This is a genomic window from Actinomadura sp. B10D3 (genome assembly GCF_039871695.1).
GTDB classification, from domain to species: Bacteria; Actinomycetota; Actinomycetes; order Streptosporangiales; family Streptosporangiaceae; genus Spirillospora; species Spirillospora madurae.
Genome location: NZ_JBDPLY010000004.1, coordinates 116737 through 141017, shown reverse-complemented (window position 1 = coordinate 141017; position 24281 = coordinate 116737). Strand labels below are relative to the sequence as shown.

General features: G+C 75.8%; 23 protein-coding genes and 1 tRNA gene. 11 read left to right on the top strand and 13 right to left on the bottom strand.

The annotated features are described in order from the left end of the window. Position 1: 1 nt before the first annotated feature. Positions 2–790: a SigB/SigF/SigG family RNA polymerase sigma factor gene (locus tag ABGB11_RS09150; protein ID WP_347630827.1), complete on the bottom strand. Its 789-nt coding sequence runs from the start codon at positions 788–790 to the stop codon at positions 2–4. A gap of 167 nt (positions 791–957) precedes the next feature. Between ABGB11_RS09150 and ABGB11_RS09145 the strand changes: the two genes are divergently transcribed. The 5 genes from ABGB11_RS09145 (at position 958) to ABGB11_RS09125 (ending at position 3928) form a co-directional block, all read left to right on the top strand. Beyond that, positions 958–1389 carry an SRPBCC family protein gene (locus tag ABGB11_RS09145; RefSeq protein WP_347630825.1) on the top strand — a complete coding sequence of 144 codons (432 nt, stop codon included), beginning with the start codon at positions 958–960 and terminating at the stop codon, positions 1387–1389. A 127-nt stretch (positions 1390–1516) separates the two neighbouring features. Further along, positions 1517–2002, top strand: coding sequence for a CrcB family protein (locus ABGB11_RS09140; RefSeq protein ID WP_347630823.1), 486 nt, complete (start codon positions 1517–1519; stop codon positions 2000–2002). Then, a complete protein-coding gene (gene crcB / locus ABGB11_RS09135) occupies positions 1999–2361 on the top strand; it encodes a fluoride efflux transporter CrcB (RefSeq protein ID WP_347630821.1) in 363 nt (120 codons plus the stop codon). The genes ABGB11_RS09140 and crcB overlap by 4 nt, the downstream gene beginning before the upstream one ends. 216 nt (positions 2362–2577) lie before the next feature. After that, entirely contained in the window at positions 2578–3471 is an 894-nt protein-coding gene (locus tag ABGB11_RS09130; protein ID WP_347630819.1) for a polysaccharide pyruvyl transferase family protein, read from the top strand. A gap of 55 nt (positions 3472–3526) precedes the next feature. Further along, the gene (locus tag ABGB11_RS09125; protein ID WP_347630817.1) at positions 3527–3928 is read left to right on the top strand and encodes a DUF2267 domain-containing protein; all 402 of its coding nucleotides are present in this window, start codon (positions 3527–3529) and stop codon (positions 3926–3928) included. On the opposite strand, the gene ABGB11_RS09120 is transcribed toward ABGB11_RS09125, so the two are convergent. The 10 genes from ABGB11_RS09120 to ABGB11_RS09075 are packed head-to-tail and all read right to left on the bottom strand — an operon-like array spanning position 3929 to position 14553. After that, positions 3929–4885 (bottom strand): NAD-dependent epimerase/dehydratase family protein, encoded by a 957-nt coding sequence (locus tag ABGB11_RS09120; RefSeq protein WP_347631316.1) that lies wholly within the window; start codon positions 4883–4885, stop codon positions 3929–3931. Positions 4886–4895: 10 nt separating this feature from the next. Further along, positions 4896–5849 carry a glycosyltransferase family 9 protein gene (locus tag ABGB11_RS09115; protein ID WP_347630815.1) on the bottom strand — a complete coding sequence of 318 codons (954 nt, stop codon included), beginning with the start codon at positions 5847–5849 and terminating at the stop codon, positions 4896–4898. Then, positions 5840–6517, bottom strand: coding sequence for an SDR family oxidoreductase (locus ABGB11_RS09110; protein ID WP_347630813.1), 678 nt, complete (start codon positions 6515–6517; stop codon positions 5840–5842). Before ABGB11_RS09110 ends, ABGB11_RS09115 begins: the two co-directional genes overlap by 10 nt. Then, positions 6514–7911 carry a PfkB family carbohydrate kinase gene (locus ABGB11_RS09105; RefSeq protein ID WP_347630811.1) on the bottom strand — a complete coding sequence of 466 codons (1398 nt, stop codon included), beginning with the start codon at positions 7909–7911 and terminating at the stop codon, positions 6514–6516. Before ABGB11_RS09105 ends, ABGB11_RS09110 begins: the two co-directional genes overlap by 4 nt. Then, complete coding sequence (locus ABGB11_RS09100) at positions 7908–8510, bottom strand: SIS domain-containing protein (protein WP_347630809.1); 603 nt, start codon at positions 8508–8510, stop codon at positions 7908–7910. Before ABGB11_RS09100 ends, ABGB11_RS09105 begins: the two co-directional genes overlap by 4 nt. Then, the gene (locus tag ABGB11_RS09095; RefSeq protein ID WP_347630807.1) at positions 8510–9727 is read right to left on the bottom strand and encodes a glycosyltransferase; all 1218 of its coding nucleotides are present in this window, start codon (positions 9725–9727) and stop codon (positions 8510–8512) included. The genes ABGB11_RS09100 and ABGB11_RS09095 overlap by 1 nt, the downstream gene beginning before the upstream one ends. Then, entirely contained in the window at positions 9724–10719 is a 996-nt protein-coding gene (locus ABGB11_RS09090) for a glycosyltransferase (protein ID WP_347630805.1), read from the bottom strand. Before ABGB11_RS09090 ends, ABGB11_RS09095 begins: the two co-directional genes overlap by 4 nt. After that, positions 10716–11738, bottom strand: a complete 1023-nt coding sequence (locus ABGB11_RS09085) for a glycosyltransferase family 9 protein (RefSeq protein WP_347630804.1) — start codon at positions 11736–11738, stop codon at positions 10716–10718. Before ABGB11_RS09085 ends, ABGB11_RS09090 begins: the two co-directional genes overlap by 4 nt. Beyond that, complete coding sequence (locus tag ABGB11_RS09080) at positions 11735–13264, bottom strand: HAD-IIIA family hydrolase (RefSeq protein WP_347630802.1); 1530 nt, start codon at positions 13262–13264, stop codon at positions 11735–11737. Before ABGB11_RS09080 ends, ABGB11_RS09085 begins: the two co-directional genes overlap by 4 nt. Then, positions 13261–14553 (bottom strand): carbamoyltransferase C-terminal domain-containing protein, encoded by a 1293-nt coding sequence (locus ABGB11_RS09075; RefSeq protein WP_347631314.1) that lies wholly within the window; start codon positions 14551–14553, stop codon positions 13261–13263. The genes ABGB11_RS09080 and ABGB11_RS09075 overlap by 4 nt, the downstream gene beginning before the upstream one ends. A 117-nt stretch (positions 14554–14670) precedes the next feature. Here ABGB11_RS09075 and ABGB11_RS09070 point away from each other — a divergent pair. The 4 genes from ABGB11_RS09070 (at position 14671) to ABGB11_RS09055 (ending at position 17297) form a co-directional block, all read left to right on the top strand. Further along, positions 14671–14729 (top strand) — tRNA-OTHER (locus ABGB11_RS09070). Positions 14730–15127: 398 nt separating this feature from the next. Next, entirely contained in the window at positions 15128–16015 is an 888-nt protein-coding gene (locus tag ABGB11_RS09065; protein WP_347630800.1) for a glycosyltransferase, read from the top strand. A gap of 10 nt (positions 16016–16025) precedes the next feature. After that, positions 16026–16868, top strand: coding sequence for a glycosyltransferase family 2 protein (locus ABGB11_RS09060; RefSeq protein WP_347630798.1), 843 nt, complete (start codon positions 16026–16028; stop codon positions 16866–16868). Between the two features lie 24 nt (positions 16869–16892). Beyond that, a complete protein-coding gene (locus tag ABGB11_RS09055; protein WP_347630796.1) occupies positions 16893–17297 on the top strand; it encodes a hypothetical protein in 405 nt (134 codons plus the stop codon). Positions 17298–17319: 22 nt separating this feature from the next. Here ABGB11_RS09055 and ABGB11_RS09050 read toward each other — a convergent pair whose 3' ends face one another. Both ABGB11_RS09050 and mgrA read right to left on the bottom strand, forming a co-directional pair. Beyond that, a complete protein-coding gene (locus tag ABGB11_RS09050) occupies positions 17320–17586 on the bottom strand; it encodes a DUF6343 family protein (protein ID WP_347630794.1) in 267 nt (88 codons plus the stop codon). Between the two features lie 60 nt (positions 17587–17646). Continuing rightward, positions 17647–18672, bottom strand: coding sequence for an L-glyceraldehyde 3-phosphate reductase (mgrA, locus tag ABGB11_RS09045; protein WP_347630792.1), 1026 nt, complete (start codon positions 18670–18672; stop codon positions 17647–17649). Positions 18673–18771: 99 nt separating this feature from the next. Here mgrA and ABGB11_RS09040 point away from each other — a divergent pair, with 99 nt between their 5' ends. Then, entirely contained in the window at positions 18772–22086 is a 3315-nt protein-coding gene (locus tag ABGB11_RS09040) for a HEAT repeat domain-containing protein (RefSeq protein WP_347630790.1), read from the top strand. Between the two features lie 90 nt (positions 22087–22176). Beyond that, complete coding sequence (paaZ, locus tag ABGB11_RS09035) at positions 22177–24234, top strand: phenylacetic acid degradation bifunctional protein PaaZ (protein ID WP_347630788.1); 2058 nt, start codon at positions 22177–22179, stop codon at positions 24232–24234. Positions 24235–24281: the final 47 nt, after the last annotated feature.

The window sequence follows — 24281 nt, the reverse complement described above, 5'->3', positions numbered from 1 at the left end:
GTCACGACTCCGCCAGCAGGCCCGTGCGGAGCCGGTCCAGGGTGGCGCGGAGCAGCCGCGAGACGTGCATCTGGGACAGGCCGATCTGCTCGGCGATCTGCGTCTGGGTCTTGTTGCCGAAGAACCGCAGGAGCAGGATCGTCCGCTCCCGCTCGGGCAGCTCGTCGATCAGCGGGCGGAGGGCGTGGCCGTCGATGAGGGAGGCCAGGGCCGGGTCGTCCGATCCGAGGTACTCGCCGACGGTGCCGTTGTCGCCGCCCTGCGAGCCGTCGGCGGGCGCCTCCAGGGACAGCGGCCGGTAGGCGTCGCAGGCGATGAGGACCTCGGTGGTCTCCTCCTCGGTGATGTCCATGCGGCCGGAGATCTCCGCGGTCGTCGGGGACCGGCCGTGCTCGCGGGTGAACTCCTGGACCGTGCGCTGCAGGACCGGGCGCAGCTCCTGGATGCGGCGCGTCACGCGGATGCCCCACGTCTTGTCGCGGAAGTGCCGTTTCACCTCCCCGGTCACGACCGGGTAGGCGTAGGTGACGAACCGGTCGCCGATCTCCGGGTCGAACCGGTTGATGGCCTTGACGAGGCCCAGATAGGCGACCTGCTGGAGGTCGTCCAATGGCTCCCCTCGGTTGGCGTACCGGCGCGCCACCCCGCGGATCAGGGGCTCGTGGACGCCGACGATGCGCTCCCGCAGGCGTTCCCGCCGGGGATCGTCCTCCGGGAGCCGGTTCATCTCCGCCAGGAGAAGTTCTGTCTGTCCGTCGTCGAACCGGTGGGCGGACTGCGCCGACGTCATGCGGATGCCTTCCTGTGTCGAGGAGGCGGGCGAGGGCAGGGGGCGATCGCTCGGTCTGATCGCCCTACCCGACGATCGGCGCCTCACACGGACGGGCCGCGCCGCCTGGGACGCCGGGATGAACGAGGCCTGCACGGGTACCCGCCCGGGGGGAGAGGAGTTGGGCCGTGAGCACGATCAGCGAGTCGGTCAACGTCACCGTGCCGATCCGCGTGGCCTACGACCAGTGGACGCGCTTCGAGACGTTCCCGCAGTTCATGAGGGACGTCGAGGAGATCAGGCGGCTCGCCGACGGGACGCTGCACTGGACCGTCCGGATCGCCGGCGTGACGCGCGAGTTCACCGCCCGGATCACCGAGCTGCTGCCCGACGGGCGGGTCGCCTGGACGTCGCTGGACGGCCCGACCCACGCCGGCGTGGTGACCTTCCACCGCCTGGACGAGACGACCACCCGCCTCACCGTCCAGATGGAGATCGACCCGGCGGGCTTCGCCGGACGGGCCGGAGACGGGCCCGGGCCCCTCGGCCGGCGGGTGAAGGCCGACCTGCAGCGGTTCAAGAGGCTCATCGAGGCCCGGCACGCGGCGGGCCGCGGGTAGGCTGGCGGCGGTCCGGGCGACCGGACGGCGGCGGTGGGGCCCGCCGCGCCCGAACCGGGTGAACCGCGGAGCGATCCGCCGACGGTCCCTACCGGTGATCGTCAACGCTGCTGGTAGGAGTGGGCCCGTGTCCGTGCCCGGCCGTCCCGTCGACCCCGACGTCGATCTTCATGTCCCGGCGCAGCGCCGCGAGGTGCGCGAGGCGCCCTGGAGGACGCTCGCGGCGATCTCGGCCGGCGGGGTCCTGGGGGCGCTCGCCAGATCCGGGCTGAGCGACGCCTTCCCGTACCGGCCGGGCGGATTCCCCTGGGTCGTCTTCGGGGTGAACGTGTCGGGATGCCTCCTGATCGGGGCGCTGATGGTGCTCGTCACCGAGGCGGGACGGGCGCACCCGCTGGCGCGGCCGTTCCTCGGCGTCGGGGTGCTCGGAGGCTTCACCACGTTCTCGACCTATGTCGTCGACATCCAGGACGCGGTGACCGCCGGCGCGCCGCTGGTCGGCCTGGCGTACCTCGCCGGGACGCTCCTGGCCGCGCTCGCGGCCGTCTTCGCGGGCGTCCGCCTCACCCGCCTGGCGGCCCGGCGGCTGATCGGCGCGGAGGGCGGCGCGTGACCGTCCTGCTCGTCGCGCTGGGCGCCGCGCTCGGGGCTCCGCTGCGCTACCTGGCCGACCGCGTCGTCCAGGCGCGGCACGACTCGGTGTTCCCGTGGGGGACGTTCACCGTCAACGTCGCCGGGGCGTTCCTGCTCGGCCTCCTCGCGGCCCTGCCGGCCGGCGACGGCGTGCGGGCCTTCGCCGGGACGGGCTTCTGCGGCGCCCTGAGCACGTATTCCACCTTCGGCTACGAGACGCTGCGCCTCGCCGAGGACGGGGCGCGCGCGTACGCCGTGCTGAACGCGGCGGCCTCCATTGCGGCGGGGCTCGCCGCCGCCTGCGTCGGAATGATGATCGCCCGGTCGGCCGCGGGCTGAACGCCTGGTGCGGCCCAGGCTCGCGGCTGGGGGCACATGGCTCCGAGCCGGCGAGTGGGCCGCGAGGTCACTGTCCCCGTTCGCGCCAGTCCGTAAACCGGTAGGTGTCTCAACTGTCACCGCGGGGGGAGTGCCCTCTCCGTCCCTGCGTGCGCGGCACATGGGATGCAGGCCACCGGGTAGCAGCCGAGAGAGACGGCGGAAGGCGGCTGGGCGATGCGCGTGCTGGTGACGGGATGGCCGAGCTTCCTGAACGGCGAGGCGACGGCGGGGGACGTGCTGGCGATGGAGGCGGTGCGGGCGGCGCTCGCCGGGGCGGGGGTCGGCTGCGACCTGGCGTGGAGCCCGGTCTTCCGCCCGGGCGGCCTCGACCTCGACCGCGCCGATCCGGGGGCCTACACGCATCTGGTGTTCGCCTGCGGCCCGCTCCGCGGCCGGCAGATCGAGGATCTGCACCGCCGTTTCGCGCGCTGCACGCGGGTCGCCGTCGGCGTGTCGGTGATCGAGCCACATGACCGGGCGGTCACCGGCTTCGACGCCGTCCTCGCGCGGGACACCCCGGCGGAGGCGCCGCGGCACGACCTCGCGGCGCTGCCCGCGACGCCGTCGGTGCCCGTCGCCGGCGTCGTGCTCGCGCCCGGCCAGGCCGAGTACGGGCCGCGCCGGCGCCATTCCCAGGTCGAGAGCGAGCTGACGGAGTGGCTCGCGTCGCGCGGGTGCGCGCGGCTCCCGCTGGACACCCGGCTGGACCCCCGCGACTGGCGCCTGTTCACGACGGCGGCCGAGCTCGAATCGGTGCTGCGCCGGCTGGACGTCGTGGTCACGACGCGGCTGCACGGCCTCGTGCTCGCACTGAAGAACGGCGTCCCGGCGCTGGCCGTCGACCCGGTCGCCGGCGGCGCCAAGGTGGCCGCCCAGGCGCGGGCGTGGTCGTGGCCCGCCGTCCTGACCGTGCCCGCCTCGGAGCCGGACGGGCGGCTGCTGGACGTGCGGGAGCTGGACCGCTGGTGGGACTGGTGCCTGTCGGCCGAGGGGGCCGGGCGGGCCCCCGCGCTGCCGCCGGACGGGTCCGTGATCGGCGAGTTGCTGGACGTCCTCGGCGTGCGTTAGCCGCCGGACGATTCGGGCAGTCTCTGCATTTCACACGTAGAGAGGAGCGTCCGACATGCGGCACGAGGAGTTCATCGGACAGGTCCAGGACCGGGCCCGCCTCGGGGGGTGGGGCGAAGCCGAGCGAGCGTCCCGCGCGACGCTGGAGACGCTCGGCGAACGGGTGCCGGAGGGCCTCGCCGACAACCTCGCCGCCCAGCTGCCGCACGAGATCGGCGAGCATCTCCGCCGGACGGAGGTCTACGGCGGTGCGGGCTCCGGGGAGCGGTTCGACAGGCACGGCTTCATCGAGCGTGTCGCGATCAGGGCGGGCACGGACGAGGCGAAGGCCGCGTTCCTCGCGCGCAGCGTCCTCAGCGTGGTGGACGACGCCACCCAGGGCTCCATCACCGCCAAGGTACGCCACGCCCTTCCACCCGATATCCGCGACCTGCTGCCCGCAGGCAGCTCCGGCTGATCACGCGGGCTTGGCGACGGGCAGTTCCCGGGCGAACCAGTCGATCGTGGTGCGCAGGCCCTCCTCGATCGTGAAACGCGGCCGCCAGCCCAGCACCTCTTCGGCCAGCGAGGTGTCGGGGCGCCGGACGCGCGGGTCGTCCTCCGGGCGGTCCACGAAACGGATGCCGGACCGCGAGCCGGTCAGCTCGATGATCAGCCGCGCCAGCCCGGCCATGGACACCTCGTACGGGCTGCCGATGTTGACCGGGCCCGGATGCCCTGACGCGGCGAGCGCGAGGATGCCGCGGACGGTGTCGTCGACGTGGCAGATGGAGCGGGTCTGCGAGCCGTCCCCGGTGACGGTGAGGTCCTCGCCGGTCAGCGCCTGCCGCAGGAAGGTCGGTATGGCGCGGCCGTCGTCGGGGCGCATCCGCGGGCCGTAGCTGTTGAAGATCCGCACGATCGCGGCGTCGAGGCCGCGGGAGTGCCGGAACGCCGACGTCAGCGCCTCGCCGAACCGCTTGGCCTCGTCGTACACGCTGCGCGGCCCGACGGGGTTCACGTTGCCCCAGTACGACTCGGGCTGCGGGTGCACCAGCGGGTCTCCGTACACCTCGGAGGTGGAGGCGAGGACGAACCGGGCGCCCTTGGCCTCGGCGAGGTCCAGCGCGTTGCGGGTGCCCTGGCTGCCGACCTCCAGCGTCTGGATCGGGTACCGCAGGTAGTCGGCCGGGGAGGCCGCCGACGCCAGGTGGAACACGTAGCCGACCTCGCCCGGGACGGTCACCGGCTCGGTGAGGTCGCGCCGCAGGAACCGGAAGTCCCGCCGCCCGGTCAGGTGCGCGATGTTGCGCGACGTCCCGGTCAGCAGGTTGTCCAGGCACACCACCGAGATGCCCCGGGCGAGCAGCGCCTCGCACAGGTGGGAGCCGAGGAAGCCGGATCCTCCGGTGACGACGGCGCGTGGATGTCTCATCATGTCCCCTTCATCGGTTCTGGCAGGCGAGGGCTCTCCCGGCGGCCTCGACGACCCGCTCCGCGGGTATCTCCAGCAACCCCGGGCAGGGCTCGTGCCCGTGCGGGTCGCCGCGGCGTCCCGCCCACAGGACGCGGTGCTCGGCGCGGTCCGGCGGTCCCCACCGGCCGGGCGGCGTCGGGCCGAACAGCAGCACCGACGGCGTGCGGAACGCGGTCGCGAGGTGCGCGACGCCGGTGTCGCCGCAGACCACCAGCCGGGCGGCCGCGACGAGCGCGGCCAGCTCCGGCAGCGACGTGCGGCCGGCGAGGTCGGCCGCCCCGTCCAGCCCGGCGAGCCGGACGACGCGGCGGGCGAGGGACGCCTCGCCGCGCCCGCCGGTGACGACGACGCGCTCCCCTGCGTCCCGCAGCGCCGCCGCCACCGCGGCGAACCGCTCCGCGGGCCACCGGCGCGCCGGGAACGCCGCGCCCGGATGGACGACGGCGGCTCCCGGCGCGGGCGACGGCTCGGCGGGGACCGGCAGGTCCAGGTCGCCGGGGTCGGCGTCGAACCCGTACGCCGCGACGAGCCGGCACCATCGGTCCACCTCGTGCTCGGCGGGGTCCCATTCCGGCCCGCCCGGGTGGGCCGGGCGGCAGGCGAACGCCAGCAGCCGGCCCGGGACGAGGCCCGCGAGGAGCCGGTGGCTCTGCGGTCCGCTGCCGTGCAGGTCGACCGCCACGTCCACGGGGCCGGCGTGCCGCAGCGGGGCGTCCAGGCCGGACGCGGGCAGGACGCCGTCGACGGCGCCGGTGGCGCGGGCGAGCGGCGCGAGCGCGGCCGGCGCGGCGAGCGTGATCCGCGCCCGCGGCATCCCGCGCCGCAGCGCCCGCAGCGCGGGCACGGCGGTGAGCAGGTCGCCGAGGCCGAGCGCCCGCAGCACGAGCGCCCGGTCGGCGGTGCCGAGGCCTTCTACGGCCACGACGGTTCTTCGGAGGGGCAGACGACCAGCTCGCGCACCTCGCAGCCGGCCGGCTGGGAGAGCGCGAACACGATGGTCGCCGCGACGTCCTCCGGACGGTTCAGCCTGGCGTCCGGGCCGGGCTTGTACCGGTCGGCGCGGCCGTCGAAGAACGCGGTGTCCATGCCGCCGGGCACGACCATGGTGACGGCGACCCGTCCGGTCATCTCGGCGGCGAGCGCCCGGGTGAACCCGACGACGCCGAACTTGGACGCGCAGTACGCGGTGGCGTCGCTCACGGCACGGAACCCGAGCGTCGACGCGACGGTGACGACCCGCCCGTGCGGCTCGTTCTCCAGGTAGGGGAGCGCGGCCCGGACGACGGCGGCGGTGCCCAGCAGGTTCACCTGGACGACCCGTTCCCAGTCCTCGGCCGGGACCTCGCAGAGCGTCCCGCACGCGTCGATCCCGGCGGCGGTGACGACTGCGTTCAGCCCGCCCGCGGCGCGCGCCAGGCCGTGCACGGCGCGTTCCGCGCAGCGGCGGTCGGCGAGGTCGGCCTGCATGTGCTCGACGTCGTCCTTCGGCGGGTGCCGGTCGAGGACGAGGGGCCGGCCGCCGTCTTCGGCGATCCTGCGCGCGACGGCCGCGCCGAGTCCGGAGGCGCCGCCGGTGATGAGGACGTTCATGACGCGTTTCCCTTCGTCGTGGACAGCAGGCGCGTGGTGGAGCGCCCTTCCAGCAGAGGCAGCAGGACCACCTCGCCGTCGTGGGCCCGGACGGTCTCGGCCTCGGGCAGGTCCGCCCCGGCGTAGTCGGCGCCCTTGACCCACACGTCGGGGCGCAGCCGCTCCAGCAGGGTCGCGGGGGTGTCGTCGTCGAACACCAGCGCGGCGTCGACGTCGCTGAGCGCCTCCAGCACCCGGACGCGGTCGGCGGCGGGCGTGACCGGGCGCGAGGGCCCCTTGCGGCGCCGCACGGACGCGTCGGAGTTGACGCAGACGATCAGGCAGTCGCCGAGCCGCCGCGCCTGCTGCAGCAGGCTGACGTGGCCCGCGTGCAGCAGGTCGAAGCAGCCGCCGGTCGCCACGACCGTGCCGCCCGCCCGCCGCGTCCGCTCGACGACGTCCCACGCGTCCTCGCCCCGCTCGGGCACGAGCCGGGCGGTGCCGGACTCGGCGAGCCGCACCGCGACGGCCGCGGCGGCGCCGGCCCGGACGAACTCCGACGCCTGGCGGACGCCCTCGGTGACGGCGGCGGCCAGGCCGGCGCCGTCGGCGAGCGCTCCGGCGGCCCCGGCCGCGAAGCTGTCGCCGGCCCCGCACGTGTCGCCCCGCGCCGGCCGGGCCGGGGCGAGGAACGGCGCCTCCGACCCGTCGCACAGCAGGGCGCCCGCGGAGCCGAGCGTCACCGCGACGCCCTCGATGCCCCGGGAGCGGCCGAGGTACCGGCCGCGCCGCCCGGCGGCCGACAGTCCGGAGCCGGCGATGTCGGCGCCGTCCGCGGCGGCGAGCCGGGCCGCCTCCTCCTCGTTCGGGGTGAGCAGCCGGGTGCCCGCCACCGGCGGCTCGCCGCGCGGATGCGGGTCCCACACGACGGGCACGCCGGCGGGCAGGTCCTCCAGCAGGGACCGGACGGCGCGGTGCCGGGCGACGCCGCGGCCGTAGTCGGCGACCAGCACGGCGCCGGCCCCCGCGATCGCGTCGGCGACGCGCGGACCGACGGGCCCGTCGAGGGCCTGCCCCTCCCCGGCGTCCAGGCGTGCCACCGACTGGCCTCCGGACCGGATGCGCAGCTTGCAGGGCGTGCCGCCGTGCAGGTGGAACGCGGCGACCTCCACGTGGTCCTCCAGCATCGCGCGCAGCCGCCGGCCCGGCTCGTCGTCGGCGAGTGCGGTGACGAGCACCACCTCCCGGCCCCCGGCCGCCGCCAGCAGCGGCGCGAGGCCCGCGCCGCCCGGGCGGGGGCGCTCCTCGGCCTGCTCGACGACGGGGACCGGTGCGTCCGGGCAGAGCCGGCTGCTGCTGCCGACGATGTCGATGTCCAGCAGGACGTCGCCGACCACCACCAGCGGCGCGGTCACCGGGTCGCCCCGAGCGCCTCGTCGAGCACCCCGCACAGCAGGTGGATCGCGGCGAGGTGGACCTCCTGGACGGTGGAGGTGGCGCCGGCCCGCACGGAGACCGCGTCGTCGCACGCTTCGGCGAGCGGGTTCGGGCCCGGCCCGGTGAGCGCCCACGCGGTCATCCCGAGCAGCCGGGCCTGGCGCGCCGCCGCGACCACGTTGGGGCTGCGCCCGCTGGTCGACAGGCACACCAGCACGTCGCCGGGGCGGCCGTGCGCCCGCACCTGCCGCTCGAACACGCTGACCGGCCCGTAGTCGTTGCCGATCGCGGTGAACGAGGAGGTGTCGGCGTGCAGCGCGATCGCCGACAGCGGGCACCGCTCGTCCTCGAAGCGGCCGACGAGCTCGGCGGTCAGGTGCTGCGCCTCGGCGGCGCTGCCGCCGTTGCCGCAGGCCAGCAGCCGCCCGCCGGCGCGCAGCACGAGGGCCAGCCGGCGCCCCCAGGCCTCGATCGTGGGGACCCGCTCGCGGAACAGCAGCGCCGCCTCGGCGAGCGCCTCCAGCCGCCGGTCGTGGACGGTGGACGCGCGGGTCGGAAGGCTCGGCTCGGCGGTCATCAGGCGGCCACCCCGCTCAGCGCCGCGGCGCGCTGGTACACCTCGGCCGTGTCGGCCGCCACGCGCGCCCACGAGTACCGCTCGCACGCCCGGCCGGCGCTCGCGCGGCCCATCGCGGCGCGCGCGGCCGGGTCGTCCAGCAGCGCCCGGATGGCCGCGGCGGCCCCGTCCGGGTCGCGCGGCGGGACGAGGGCCCCGGTGACACCGTCGGCGACGGTGTCGAGGTGGCCCCCGACGGCGCTCGCCACCACCGGGACGCCGCAGGCCATGGCCTCCAGCGGCACCATGCCGAACGGCTCGTACCAGGGCAGTGCGACCACGAGGCTCGCCGACCGCAGCAGCGGCGGGACCGCGTCCCGGCCGAGCCTGCCGAGGAACTCCACCCGTGCGGACACGCCCGCGTTCCGCGCCGCCTTCCGCAGCCTGCGCACCTCCGGGTCGCGGTTCAGCTCGTCCTGCGGCGGGCCGCCGGCGACCGTGAGCACGGCGTCGGGGAGGTGCGCCAGCGCGCGGATCGCCGTGTCGACGCCCTTGCGCTCGACGAGCCGGGACAGCACCACCAGCCGGTGCGGCCCGTCCCCGCCCGATGCGGAGCCCTCGGGGGTGAACAGGCCGAGGTCGACCCCGCACGGCACCACCCGGACGCGGTCGCGGGGAACGCCCATTGCCGCCAGCTCGGCGACCTCGTCCGAGCAGGTCGCGATGACGGTGTCGGCGGCGCGCCCGATCGCGCGCTCCAGCCGGATGCGCGAGACGGGGCTGGTGTCCCTCCCGCCCTGGTGGCGGCGCTTGACGGTGCCGAGCGCGTGGTAGGTCTGCACCACCGGCACGCGCCGCACCCCGGCGGGCTGCGCGGCCTGGACCGCGGCGAGGCCGCTCATCCAGAAATGGGCGTGCGCGACGTCCGGCGGGTCCGCCGCCCAGCGCCGCTCCAGGTACGTCCCGAAGTCGCGCATCCAGGGGAGCAGGTCGTCCTTGGCGGCGGGCTCGGGCGGGCCCGCCGGCACATGCTCGACGGTCGCGCCGGGCGCGAGCCGCACCCGTTCGGGCAGGTCGCAGGAGTCACGCCGGGTGTAGACGGTGACGTCGTGCCCCTGGCGGCCGAGCTCGGTGGCCAGCTCCGCGACGAACACGTTCTGCCCACCGCCGTCGGCCCCGCCGAGGCCGCCGTCGGCGGCGAGGGGGCTGGCGTGCTCGGAGATCATGGCAATCCTCATCGCATTACCTCCTGGAGAGTTCGCCGCCAGTCCCGCAGGAAGCGCGGCAGGCCGTACCGTTCGACGGCGAAGGCCCGCGCCTCCTTGCCCATCTGGCGCGCGTGCGGCGGGTCGGCGGCCAGGGCCCGCGCCGCGTCCGCCAGGGCGGGGACGCGCGTGGACAGGACCCCGGCCTCCGGTGGCACCGCCTCGACCGCCTCGGTGGTGGCGAGCGCCACCACGGGCAGGCCGAGCATCATGGCCTCGATCAGGGCGAGGCCGAGGGACGTCCACCGGTAGGGGTGGACGTAGACGCGGCGGCGGGCGAGCTCCTCGTGCATGCTCGCCTGCGGCAGGTCCTCGAACGTCCAGAGCGACTCGGGCGGGATGCCGAGGCGGTCCGGGACGCCCGCGACGTTCATGCCGAACAGGTCGAGGGGGACGGCGGCGGCCAGCTCGGCGAGCAGGTCGGTGCCGCAGACGCGGCCCCGGCGCAGCGGGTCGTTGATGACGACGCCGGCCCGCGGCATGCCGGCGGTGTACCGGTAGCCGGGGTCGACGACGCCGTGCTCGATGACCGTGGTCGGCGCGCGGCCGCAGTTCCAGAACAGCCGGTTGAAGTGGGTGACGTGCACGACGGGGATGTCGGAGCGGTCGTGCAGGAAGTGCCGGCTGTCCGGGACGACCTCCTCCGGGAGCCCGATGTCGGACGGGGTGCGGCGGGGCGTGTCGTGCTCGACGTAGACCGCGGGGACGTCCCTCCCGGGGCGCCGCCCGAGCCACTTCTCGACGAGCCGCAGCTCGTGCGGGCGCTGCAGGACGACCGCGTCGACGTCCTCGTCGCGGAGCCGCTCCGGCGGGACCTCGATCGCGCGGTCGGGCCAGTGGAAGGTGTCGGGGCGGCCCTTGCCGTCCGGCCCGCGGCCGGGGGTGACGGGGACGAGCGTGGTCTGCGGGCCGTGCACGAACGACGTCGCCCACGAGCCGTGCACGTGCCACATCAGGACTCTCATCGGGCGGGCACCCCCTCCGCGGCCGGCGGGGCCTTGGCGACCACCTCCACCGCCGCCGCCACCTCCTCCGCGCCGACCGACGCCAGGCACGGGTGCCCGTCGACCGGGCACTCGCGGGCCCGGCTGTCCCGGCACGGCGCCCGCTGGTCGCCGAGCAGCGCCAGCGGGACGCCGAACGGCGCCCACCGCGCCGCCGGCACGGTGGGCGCGAACAGCGACACGACCGGCGTGCCCACGGCCGCCGCGAGGTGCGCGGGACCGGTGTTGCCGGCGACGACGGCGCGCGCGCCCGCCAGCACGGACGCCAGCTCCGGCAAGGTGGTGCGCCCGCCGAGGTCGAGCCCGTCCTCTCCGGCGACGTGCGCGGTGAGCTCCTTCTCGTCCCGGTGGCCCGTGACGGCCACCCGGTGCCCCGCCTCGGCCAGCAGCCGCACCGCCTTGGCGCAGTGCCCCGGCGGCCAGGCGCGCGCGGGCACGGACGTGCCCGGATGCACGACCACGTAGCCGGGCCCGCCGGTGAGGTGGCCGGTGTCGGGCAGCGGATCCCGGACGCGCAGCCGGGTGTCGGCGGGGGAGGGGAAACCGGCGTCCTCGGCGAGCGCGAGCATGCGCAGCGGTTCGGGGACGTCGGTGTCCGGCCGGTGCCGGAGGTCGAGCAGCGAGCCCGGGTAGTCCTCGCTGATGCCGCCGATCCAGGGCGTCCCCGCGAGGCGCAGAAGCAGCGCGAGCGGCAGCGGCGACTGGTGGAACGAGGTGAGGATCAGCGCCCGGTCGAACCCCCGCAGATCCTGGACGAGCCCGTCGATCGAGGCCCGCTCGACGGGGACGCGGTCGGGGTCGATCCAGGGCGCGCGCCACTCGATGACGCGGTCGACGCCGGGCAGCAGGTCGGCGGCGGCGCGCCCGCGCGGCCCGCAGAGCAGCACGACCTCGTCGGCTCGTCCGGCGACCGCCCGCACGGCGGGCCCGGCGAGCAGCACGTCGCCGAGGTTGTCCTGGCGTGCGACGAGGACCCTCATCGGTACCGCCTTCCGCCGAGGACCAGATCGACGGCGGCGTCCAGCGTCGGCGCCGTCTCGGCGGCCAGCGCGATCTCGGCGGCGCGGGTCCGGCCGGTCGGGACGAGGATGCCGCGCGCCCCGGCCGCCGCGGCGGCCTCGACGTCGCCGCCGATGTCGCCGATGACGGCGCAGTCGGAGGGCGCCACGCCGAGCCGCTCGGCCGCGCGCTCGATCAGGCCCGGGCGCGGCTTGCGGCACCCGCAGCCGTCGCCGCCGTCGTGCGGGCAGAACTCCCACACGTCGATGCGGCCGAGGAGCTCCTCGACGCGGGCGTTGACGTGCCGCACGTCGCCGGCCGTGATGCGCCCCTTGGCGACGCCCGACTGGTTGGACACGACGCCGATCCGCACGCCGTGCCGGCGGAGGCGGTCGAGGGCGCGGCGGGCGCCGGGCATCGGCTCGACACGGCCCGGGTCGCCGTTGTAGGGGACGTCCCTGATCAGGGTGTCGTCGCGGTCGAACAGCACGGCCCGCGGCCCGCCCCAGACCCGTGCCCGGCGGTGGACGGCGAGTCCCCGGAGCCGGTGCCGGACGGCGACCGGCGGGATCACGGCGCTGGTGACGAGCATCGTCGTGACCTCGCGGGGTGTCTTCGGGCCCGGCCGGATCCGCTCGGCGGCGAACCGTGCCGTCAGCGCCGTCCAGGCGGCTCCGGCGGCGAGCGCGACGGCCGCGCCGCCCCTGGCGCGAGGTGCCGCGGGGATGGCGGCCAAGGCGGCGAGCCCCGCCGCGGTGGTGAGGACGTGGCGGCGGAGGAGCCCCCGGCCCTCACCGGCCCTGGTACGCCAGGACGTGCCGTGCACGCGCCACATGAGGACGTCGTCGGCGTTCCCGGCCTGGGCCCGCACCGACGCCCAGAACCCGGCCGGACGGACCGGGTGGGTCACCCGCCGCTCCCCGCGGACCAGCGCGTGGCCGGCGTCCAGCGCGCGGAGCGCGAGGTCGGCGTCCTCCCGGTAGGCGCGGCGGAACCGCTCGTCGAAGCCGCCGAGGCCGGCGAGGACGCGGCGGCGGTAGGCCATGTCGGCGGTGATCCAGTCGGCGTCCGCGAGCCCCGCGGTGTTGCGCTCCCAGTCGGTCGGCGGCCGGTCGTCCGGCAGCGGGACGGTGACGCGGCCCTGCGAGCCGGCGGCCTCGGGCGGCAGGGCGGCCAGGTCGGCGGCCAGCCTGGCGGGCCACCCCGGTTCGGGCACGACGTCGTCGTCCAGGAAGGCGACCCACGGCGTCGTGGCGGCGCGCCAGCCGGCGTTGCGCGCGGCGGCGGGCCCGCGGCCCCCGGACCTGATCACCCGCATCTCCGGCCCCGCGGACGGCGGCAGCGGCAGCGGCGCGCCGGGCGCGGGGCGGTCGTCCACCACGATGATCTCGCGCGGCGCGGGTCCCGCCCCGTCCCCCGGGGCGGCGAGCAGCGCGTGCAGGGTCAGCCGCAGGCTCTCCCTGCCGAGCGTCGGGATGACCACGGTGATGACCACGGTGTGGTTCATCGGGCGTGCACCTCCCGGCGCCTCACCACGAACGGCCCGATGGCGAGCAGGTCGACCGGCGCGGAGCCGAAGCACTCCAGCGCGTCACGCGGGTCGTCCGCCATGGGGCGGCCGGCGGTGTTCAGGCTGGTGTTCACCAGGACGGGCAGGCCGGTGCGGCGGCGGAACTCCTCCAGCAGGCGGTGCGCCAGCGGCTCGTCCTCCGCGGCGACCGTCTGGATGCGGGCGGTGCCGTCCACGTGCACGACGGCGGGGATCCGCTCGCGCCACTCCGGTCTCACCCGGTGCACGAAGAGCATGTACGGGCTCGGCAGCGGCCCCTCGAAGATCCCGGCCGCGTGCCCGAGCGCGACCATCGGCGCGATCGGCCGGAACTGCTCGCGGCCCTTGACGTCGTTGAGGCGCTCGACGTTGCCCGCGTGCCCGGGGTGGGCGAGGAGCGAGCGGTGCCCGAGCGCGCGGGGGCCGAACTCCGAGCGGCCCTGGAACCACGCCACGATCTCGTCGCGGGCCAGCGCGTCCGCCACGGTGGCGGCGAGGTCGTCCGGCCGCGCGTAGGGGATCCCGGCGGTGTCGAGCCGGGCGGCGATCTCCCGGTCGTCCCACTGCCGGCCGAGGTCCGGGCCCCGCATCGCCGCGAGCGGGTCGCCGCCGGACCGGGCGACGTGGAGGGCGGCGCCGAGCGACGTCCCGGCGTCGCCGGCCGCGGGCTGGACCCAGATGTCCTCGTAGGGGCCGGCCTCGGCCAGGCGGGTGTTCGCGACGCAGTTGAGCGCGACGCCGCCGGCGAGCATGAGCCGGCGGGAGCCGGTCTGCCCGTGCAGCCATGCCGCGAGGTCGAGGAGCACCTCCTCCAGGCGCGCCTGGACGCTCGCCGCCAGATCGGCGTGGTCGCGGCTCCACTCGCCACCCGGCGGGCGGGCCTTCGCGAGGGCGCCCCAGTCGATCGGAGCGGCCGCGAAGCCCCCGTCGGCGGTCGCGCGCACGTGCTCGCGCAGCTCGTCCAGGAAGCGCGGCTCGCCGTAGGACGCCAGCGCCATGACCTTGTACTCGTCGCTGGAGCGCAGGAAGCCGAGGTGCTCGGTGAGGTCCTCGTACATGAGGCCCAGCGAGTGCGGGAGGCGCTGGGCGCGCAGCGGGGTCAGGGCGCCGCCCTCGTAGGTCCCGGCCAGGTGCGAGTGCGACTCGCCGCGGCCGTCGAGGACCAGCACGTCCCCGTCGCCGGGCCGGGGCGCGGCGAGCGCCGCGGACGCGGCGTGCGCCACATGGTGCGGGACGTACCGGACGATCCCGGGGTCGAGCCCCGGCAGCGCCGTCGCCAGGAAGTTCGGCGCGCGCCGCGCGTACAGGGTCCGCAGCCGCTCCCACTGCGCGTCGTGGCCGTCCAGACCGGGCTCGACGAGGGCGGGGTCGTAGGAGTAGGCGACGGCGTCGAGGTCGCCGGGTTCGAGTCCGGCCGACTCCAGGCACCACCGGGCGGCCTGCTCTGGCAGTTCCCATCCGGAGAACGGCACCGGGCGTTTCCCGTGCTTTCGGCGGCTGAAACGCTCCTCCTCGGCCGCGGCGACGACGGTGCCGTCCGACACCAGTGCCGCGGCCGGGTCATGGAAGATCGCATTGATTCCGAGCACGCGCATGGGAGCCCCGTTTCGGTGCAGCGTCCGGTGATCCGGCGGGTGCCTTCGTCGCAGACACCGGCCTCGAGCGGTCTCGCCGGGGATGTGAATTCCCTATAGGTGATTTCGGCATTGCCGAGAACCGTGGACCTAAACTCCGAAGTCAGAAAAGTCGCAGTTAGTCGAAGTAGCAGGTCATGCGGTATTTGCACACATAGACCGGAATCCGGCGGGTACTCGCGGATTCATGCGCTTCACCATCGTCGTGATCACCCGGGACCGCCGCCGGTCCCTGCGCGCCGTCCTCTCCCGCGCGCGGGAGATCGGGGAGCGGGGGCCGGTCGTCGTGGTGGACAACGCCTCGCGGGACGGGACCGCCGAGGCGGTCGCCGCGGAGTTCCCTGAGGCGGTCCTGATCCCGTCGCCGCGCAACCTCGGCGCCGTCGCCCGCAACCTCGCCGCCGACCACGTCCGCACCCCGTACATGGCGTTCTGGGACGACGACACCTGGTGGGAACCGGAGGCGCCCTCCCGCGCCGCCCGCCTGCTGGACGCGCACCCGCGGCTCGCCGTGGTCACCGGGCTGATCCTGGTCGAGCCCGGCGGCCGCGAAGACCCGATCGTTCCGGAGCTGCGGCACTCGCCCGTCCCCGGGCCGCCGTGGCTGCCGGGTCCCGCGCTCGGGTCGTTCCTCGCCGGCGCGTCCATGGTCAGGACGGAGGCGTTCCGCGCGGCCGGCGGGTTCTCCGCCCGGCTCTGGCTGGGCGGCGAGGAGGAGCTGCTCAGCGCCGACCTGATGGCGCTCGGATGGCATCTGTGCTTCGCCGAGGACGTCGTCGTCCACCACGAGCCGTCCCCGCTCCGCGACCCCCGTCTCCGGCGCCGCCACGGCATCCGCAACACGCTCTGGTTCACCTGGCTGCGCCGCCCCCTGCCCACCGCCGTGCGCCGCACGGCCGGCCTGCTGCGCACCCTGCCGCGCGACCGCGTGACGGCCGCCGCCCTCGCCGAGGCCGCCGCCGGTTTCGCCTGGGTGGCCCGCGAGCGCAGGACGCTCCCGCGCGACGTCGAGGACCGGCTCCGCAGCCTGGAGACGTCCCAGCGAGAATCCACCGCCCGCCGCTACGTCAGCTAGGAGACCCACCGTGCCCGACCCGACGAACGCCGATGTCACCGTCGTGGTCGCGACCCGCGACCGCGCCGGGGAGCTGCGCCGCAGCCTCCGCCGCCACGCGGCCCCGGTGATCGTGGCGGACAACGCCTCCCGCGACGGCACCCCGGCCGTGGCCGAGGCGGCCGGGGCCACCGTGCTCCGGCTGCCGCGCAACCGGGGCGCCGCCGCCCGCAACGCGGGGGCCCAGCTCGCCGCCACTCCCTACGTCGCCTTCGCCGACGACGACTCCTGGTGGGCGCCCGGCGCCCTGGAGCGGGCCGTGGAGATCCTCGACGCCCACCCCCGGACGGCGCTGCTCGCCGCGCGGATCCTCGTCGGCGAGGAGGAGCGGCCGGAGCCGGTGTCGGAGGAGATGGCCCGCGCGCCGCTCGGCCGCCCGGACGGGCTCCCCGGACCGGCCGTCCTCGGGTTCCTCGCCTGCTCCGTCATCGTCCGCCGGGACGCCTTCCTCGACGCCGGCGGCTTCTCCGACGTCCTGCACTTCGGCGGCGAGGAGGAACTGCTCGCGCTCGACCTGGCCGCCGCCGGGTGGGGGCTCGCCTACGTCCCGGAACTGGTCGTCCACCACCATCCGTCCGCGCTGGGCCGCGACCCGGCCGCCCGCCGGCGCCGGCAGGCCCGCAACCGGCTGCTGACCGCGTGGCTGCGGCGCCCGCTCCCGGTGGTCGCGCGGGCCGCCGCGTCCGCGCTCGGCAGCCGGGACGGCCGCGCCGCGCTGGCCGGTGCGGCGCGGGCGCTGCCCTCCGTCGCCGGCGCCCGCCGCCCCGTCCCGCCCGCGGTGGAGGCCGCCCGCGCCCGGCTGAGCGGGTACTGACGTTCGCCGCGGCCGCCCGCCGACATGCAGGCGATCCTGGACGGGCTCGTGCCGATGCCCGCCACGGTGGCCAACGACCGCTGCGACATCCTCGCGTGGAACGCCGCCTACGCGGCGATCCTGCCGCACGTGGCGACGGCCGGGCCGTGCGAGCGCAACTCGATGTGGATGGCGTTCACGCTCCCGCCGTGCTGCAACCCCGCCGTGAACTTCGAGGAGACGGCGCCCGGGCTCGTCGCGGTCTTCCGGCACCGGGCGGTGGGGGAGATCCGCACGCGCACCACGAGCATGGACATCACCGCGTCCCCAGGGGGCCCGGCTCGTCGTCTACACCCCGACCGACGACGAGAGCCGCGACCGGATCGGCTGGCTGCTCGCCAACCCCGAGGCCGCCGCCCCCGACCACCGCCACTGAGCTCCGGCCGCTGAGCACGGCCGGAGCGGGAGCGGTTCAGTGCCGGGTGCGCCGGGCGATGACGACGAGGTCGATCGCGGCGATCACGGCGACCGCCGCGCAGATGCCCGCCGCAGCCCACGTGCCGTCGTCCTCCGCGCCGACGGCGAAGACCATCGCGGCGGCGACCGCGGCCACCAGCGCCACCGCGGACAGGACCGCCCGCAGCCGCAGCGCGCTGCGGGCGTGCAGCGGCTCGTCGCCCCGCGGTCCGCCGTCGTGCCGGCCGGACCCGTCCCTGTCCATGTGCTGGTCGTGCCCCATTGCACCTGGTCGATGCGCACCCGGTCGATGCGTGCGGGGCCGATGCACGCCGGAGCGCGGTCATCCGGCGCTGGAGGCCGCCCAGATGTTGATTCCCGCCTCGACCGCGTCCCGGTCGATCGCGGCGAGCTCGTCCGCGCTGAAGTCGAGCCGGTCGAGGGCCGCGAGGTTCTCCTCCAGCTGCGCGACGCTGCTCGCGCCGATCAGCGCGGAGGTGACCCGCCCGTCCCGCAGCGACCAGGCGAGCGCCATCTGGGCGAGCGACTGCCCGCGCTCCTTGGCGATCTCGTTCAGCTTCCGGACGTGCCGCAGGTTCTCCTCGGTGAGCAGGCTGGAGGAGAACGAGGTGCCCTTGCTGGCCCGGGAGCCCTCCGGAATGCCGTCGAGATACCTGTCGGACAGCATCCCCTGCGCCAGCGGCGAGAAGGCGATGCAGCCGGCGCCCTCGCGTTCGAGCGTGTCGAGCAGCCCGCCCTCGATCCAGCGGTTCAGCATCGAGTAGGACGGCTGGTGGATCAGCAGCGGCGTGCCCATGTCGCGCAGGATCGCCGCGGCCTCGGCGGTGCGCTCGGGCGAGTAGGACGAGATGCCCGCGTACAGCGCCTTCCCGGACCGGACGGCCCGGTCCAGCGCGCCCATCGTCTCCTCCAGGGGCGTCTCCGGGTCGAACCGGTGGCTGTAGAAGATGTCGACGTAGTCGACGCCCATCCGGCGCAGCGACTGGTCGAGGCTGGAGAGCAGGTACTTGCGCGACCCCCACTCACCGTACGGTCCCGGCCACATGTCGTACCCGGCCTTCGTCGAGATGATGATCTCGTCCCGGTACGGAGCGAGGTCCTCCCGCAGGATCCGGCCGAAGTTGATCTCCGCGGACCCGTACGGCGGGCCGTAGTTGTTGGCCAGGTCGAAGTGCGTGACGCCGAGGTCGAACGCGCGGCGCAGGATGGCCCGCTGGACGTCCAGCGGGCGGTCGTCGCCGAAGTTGTGCCACAGGCCGAGCGAGATCGCCGGCAGCAGCAGCCCGCTGCGCCCGCACCGCCGGTAGGGAGTCCGCTCGTACCTGTCGGTGTCCGCCACATATGTCATGGTCACGAGTATTTCAGCAACGTGCGCTTGCCGGATCCGCCCCGCGTCGGCCATGATCGACCCCATGATCTTCAGGAAGGGCGGTCTCCGCCCGGGCCGTTGAGCCCCGCCGAGCCGGTGCTGGAACCGGCCCTCGAAACATTGCCCTGCCCGCTGCGCATGCGGGAGCTGGCACTGCGAGCCCGGCGCCTCGCCGGGACGCCCGAACTCCGCGATCTCCTCGCCGCCCTGTCCGCGGGCGGCCGCCACGAGCGCCGCACGGCCCTGCACATGGCCATGGCGGCACGCGACCTTCCGTACGTGGAGGGCGTCCTCGCCGGGCCCGACATGGCGCTGCGGCGCGCGGCGCTGCGGGCCGTCCGCACGCTGCCCGTCTCCGACGGCGCCGCCGCGGCGGTCCTGGACGACGCGCCGGCCGATCTGCGCCGTGCGTTCTACCGGATGCTCCGCCATTCCCGCCGCGCGGCGCTCGCCGACCGGCTCCTCCCGGACGTGCGCGCCCGCTGGGGCGACCGGGAGGCCGCGGCGCTGCTGCCCGCGTGCACCGGGGAGACGGTCGCGCGGCTCCTTCCCGAACTGGAGCACGCGGTCACCGCGTGGCGGGCCCTCGCCGACCGCCACCCCGGCCCGTTCCTCGCCCGTGCCCGCGACCGGGTCCCGGAATGGGCCTTCTGGCGGCGGTGCAGGGCGGGACTCCAGGCGCTGGGCCGCCGTGACCCCGCCGGACTGCTGGATCTGCTGGAAAGGCCCCGGTCCCCGTGGGCCGTGCGGCAGCTCCCGCAGGCGCTCGTCACGTCCCTGTTCCGGGTGGACGTGGTCCGGGCCGCCCGGTTGGTCCGCCTCACCGGGCGCCGGAACCGCCTTCCGCGCGCGTATTTCGACAACGTCGGCGGTCTTCCGCCGGAGGAGCTCGGCGAGTTCCTCCCGGGTGACCCGTACCGGTTGCGTGAGTTGCTCCAGCATGTACCACCGCGCCGCAGGGCCGAGGTGTACGACGCCGCGAAGGAACGCGCCCCCGATCGGTACAGAGGGCTGGGAGCCCTCCGACTGCTGCTTCTCCTCCCGCCGGAGCAGGCGGCCGGTGAGGCGCTCCGGATGCTCGAATGGCACGGCTCGGTGTGGCATTTGGCGCGGTCCAGGCTGGACGATCCCGAGATCCCGCTGAAGATCACGGCCCACCTCTCCTACGCGGAGGCGGTCGGACCCGTCCGGGAGGCGGCGTTCGAAGGGGACCCGAGGCGGCGCGGCCTCGCCCGCGGCCTCCTCATCGACCTGACCGTCCGCACCGGCGACCCCGCCCTCCTGCACGACCTCGTCGCCGAACTGGTGCGGCGGACGCGGCACGAGCGCGACCCGCACCGCGAGCAGCTGCTCGCCGCCCTGGCCTCCGTGCCGGCCCGGCTCCTGGACGACCCGCTCGCCGGGCCCTTCGCCGACCTCGCCGGCGCCGTCGTCGACGCGCGCGACTCCTCGGCGTCCGCCCGGCGGACGCTGCGCGGTCTCGCGGACCGGGTCCTGGCCCATTCCGGGTCGCCCGCGCTCACCCGCTGGGCGCTGGACGCCTACGCGCGGCTCGTCGCCGTGCACGGGACGGAGGTGCTCGACGGCCACCGACTCGACTGCGTGCTGCCACGCGGGCGGGAGCGCGATCTGGTCGACGTTCTACGCCCCCGCCTGCGGGGCCATGCGGCGGTGGTCGCGCTGGCGGGGGCGCTCGGCCGGCGGGCGTTCGCGCTGCCGGACGTCCAGGACGGCCTGCGCGCCGCGATCCTGGACGCGCCCGAGGACGTCGCCCGCCGCGCCGCCGGCCTGTGGCTGGCCGATCCCGCCCGGCGCGAGCGGCGGGCGGCCGAGCTGCTCGCGGCCGACGCGTCCGCGGTCGTCCTCCCCGGCGTCTGGCGGGCCGTCGCCGGCCGCCGCACCGACCTGCTCTCGCCCGTCCTCGACGGCGACCGCACGGGACGGTTCGAGACGGCGGAATGGGCGCCGCGGGTCGGGAGACAGGACGCGGGCCGCTGGACACCGGCCCAGATCGAGCGGGTGCGCGCGGCGCTCGCCGCGGCCGTGCGGGACGAGCGGCTCCCGGCCGCCGTCAGGACCGAGGCGGTGGCCTCGCTCGGCCTGCTGCCGGACGGCCTCCAGGATCTGGCCCCCCTGGCCGGCCGGCGGGACGACACCGTCCTCGCCGAGGCCGCCCTGGCGGCGATGGCGGCCACCGACCGGCCCGCCGACGCCCTGCCGGTGCTCCTGCGGCACGCCCGGGGAGACCGCTCGCCGGTGGCGACCGCCGCCCTGGGACAGTGCTGCGCGTCGGTCCGGCCGTCGCTCCTCGGGCCGGTCCTCGCCGAGGCGCTCACCGGACCGGACGGGAAGGTGACCGCGCGCAAGCAGGCCGCCCGGCTCCTGGAGAGGCTGCGGCCGCCGGGCGCCGCGGACGCCCTGCTCCAGGCGTGGAACGACCCCGGCCTGCACCGGGACGTGCGGATCGCCGTCGCGACCGCCCTGCGCCACATGCCGGAGGACCCGCGTGCACCGGCCGCGCTCGGCGACGCCGCGGGCCCGTACGCGTCGGAGCCGATGCTGCGCGCGCTCTTCCAGGCCGCGCCCTCGGAGTACGCGCCCGCGCACCGTCCCGCCTTGGCCGCCCTGGTCCGGCGCCTCGGCACGGCGGCGGACGGTCCCGGCGTCCGGTTCCGGGCGTCCAAGGCGTTCGCCGCGTGGGCCCCGTGGTACGCCGAGGGCTTCGACACGGTGTTCACCGCCGTCGCCGACCCCGCCGACCCGGCCGGGGACGCGGAGCTCTCCGTCTTGAACGCTCTGGTGAGAGCGGGTTCGGTGGGCGAGGAGGCCCTGGACGTGCTGGGCTCCCTCCTGGCCGCCGAGCCGGGCGACCGGGCACGCTCGCGTGCGGTGTCCATCGCGCAGACGATCAGCAACCTTCCGGCCGGCCATCGGCACGCGCCGCTGGCCCGCCGCGTGGTGCGGATGCTCGCCGAACGGCCTCTCTACATCGCCCAGGCCGTCGAGGCCGCGCTGGACTCCGGGCGGCTCGCGGAGGACGGCACCCGGGCCGAGCGGATCTCGGACGAGCTCGCCGCGGTGGCGGACCTCCTGCGCGACCGTCCCGCCCTGACCGCCAGGATCGCCGACCGGCGCCTGTTCTCCGCGCTCGGCGGCTACGGCATGCGCAGGGAAGGGGGAACCGCGCGGCTGCTGCCCGCCGCCCGGCTCCTCGCCGGACGCGACGACGCCGTGTCGCACCTGCTCGCCGTCGCCCTCGTCCGGCAGGCGGGCCCCGCCGCCGAGTGGCCGGACGGATGGCGGGACCTCCTGGACGGCCTGCGCCGCTCCGCCCACGTGGAGGTCCGCCAGGACGCCTGGGACGTCGCCCTGCCCCCGGCGGCGCGCGGCTGAAGGCAGCGAGTACACAAACCGCCCCCGGCCCGGCTGTCACCTCTGCGATGCGTGAACGTGGCCGGGAGGTGGCAAGAATGGTCAGGAGATATGGACGAGGAGGTCCCAGTGGTCGTGCTGCGCAGTTACGTGTCGGGTTCATGGCGTGCACCGGAGGACGAGGGGGCGCCGTTGCACGACGCCGTCACCGGGGAGGAGGTCGCCCGCATCTCCTCGGCGGGGATCGACATGCGCGCCGCCCTGGAGTACGGGCGGTCGACCGGCGGCCCGGTATTGAGAGAACTGACGTTCCACCAGCGCGCGGCGTTGCTGAAGGCCCTCGCCTCCCATCTGAGAGAGCACCGGGAGGAGCTGTACGCCCTGTCGGCCAGGACGGGCGCCACGCTGAACGATTCGAAGTTCGACGTCGACGGCGGCATCGGCGTCCTGTTCGGCTACGCGAGCAAGGGCAAGCGCGAGCTGCCGAACGACAGGGTGCTGGTCGAGGGCGACGTCGAGCCGCTCGGCAGGGGCGGCACGTTCGTGGCGCAGCACCTGTGCACGCCGTCCCACGGCGTCGCGGTGCAGATCAACGCCTTCAACTTCCCGGTGTGGGGGCCGCTGGAGAAGCTCGCCCCCGCCTTCCTCGCCGGGGTGCCGAGCCTGATCAAGCCGGCGAGCCAGACCGCCTACCTGACGGCCCGGCTGGTCGAGCTGGTCGTCGAGTCCGGCATCCTGCCCGAGGGCTCGGTGCAGATGGTGTGCGGCGACCCGCGGGACCTGCTCGACCACCTCACCGAGCAGGACATCGTCGGGTTCACCGGGTCGGCGTCCACCGCGCGGCTGCTGCGCACCCACCCGGTGATCGTGGCGAACGCGGTCCGGTTCAACGCCGAGGCCGACTCGCTCAACTGCTCCGTCCTCGGGCCGGACGCGACGCCCGGAACGAAGGAGTTCGACCTCTACGTCAGGCAGCTCGTCACGGAGATGACCGTGAAGGCGGGCCAGAAGTGCACGGCGATCCGCCGCGCGCTCGTCCCGTCCGAGCTGATCGACGACGTGACCGAGGCGGTCCGCGAGCGGCTGGCAAAGGTCACGGTCGGGAACCCGGCCGACCCGGACGTGCGGATGGGCGCCCTCGCGACCCTCGACCAGCGCGACGAGGTCCGGCGCTCCCTCAAGTCCCTCATGGACGCCGGGCGCGTCGTGTACGGCGACCCCGAGCGCGTCGAGGTCGTGGGCGCGGACGCCGAGCGCGGCGCCTTCATCTCCCCGATCCTGCTGCGCGCCGACGACCCCGGACGCGCCGAGCCGCACGAGGTCGAGGCGTTCGGGCCGGTCAGCACGCTGCTGCCGTACGACGGCGCCGAGCAGGCGGTCGAGCTGGCGGCGCGGGGCCGCGGCAGCCTCGCCGGGTCGATCGTGACCGGCGACGCCGAGTTCGCCCGCCGGGTCGTCCTCGGCACCGCGCCCTGGCACGGCCGGCTGCTGGTGCTGAACACCGAGGACGCCAAGGAGTCGACCGGGCACGGGTCGCCGCTGCCCCCGCTCGTGCACGGCGGCCCCGGCCGCGCCGGCGGCGGCGAGGAGATGGGCGGGATCCGCGGGGTCGTGCACCACATGCGGCGCACCGCCGTCCAGGCGGGCCCGGCGATGCTCACCGCGATCACCGGGCGCTGGGTCCCCGGCACCGACCGGACCGTCACCGACGAGCACCCGTTCCGCAAGCACCTGGAGGAGCTGCGCGTCGGCGACACCGCCGCCGGCGGGCCCCGCACGGTCACCCTCGGCGACGTGGAGCACTTCGCCGAGTTCACCGGCGACACCTTCTACGCCCACATGGACGAGGAGGCCGCGAAGGCCAACCCGTTCTTCGGGGGGCGCGTCGCGCACGGCTACCTCGTCGTGTCGTTCGCGGCCGGGCTGTTCGTGGACCCCGCCCCCGGGCCGGTCCTCGCCAACTACGGGCTGGAGAACCTGCGGTTCCTCACACCGGTCAAGCCGGGCGACGAGCTCACCGTCACGCTGACCGCCAAGCAGATCACGCCGCGCGAGGGCGCCGACTACGGCGAGGTCCGCTGGGACACCGACGTCACGAACCAGGAGGGGGCGTCCGTCGCCAAGTACGACGTGCTGACGCTGGTGGCGAAACGACCGCGGCACGGGTGACTATTAACCGAGAGGGAGGACGTCCGCGGGGAGACGGTCACGTTCAG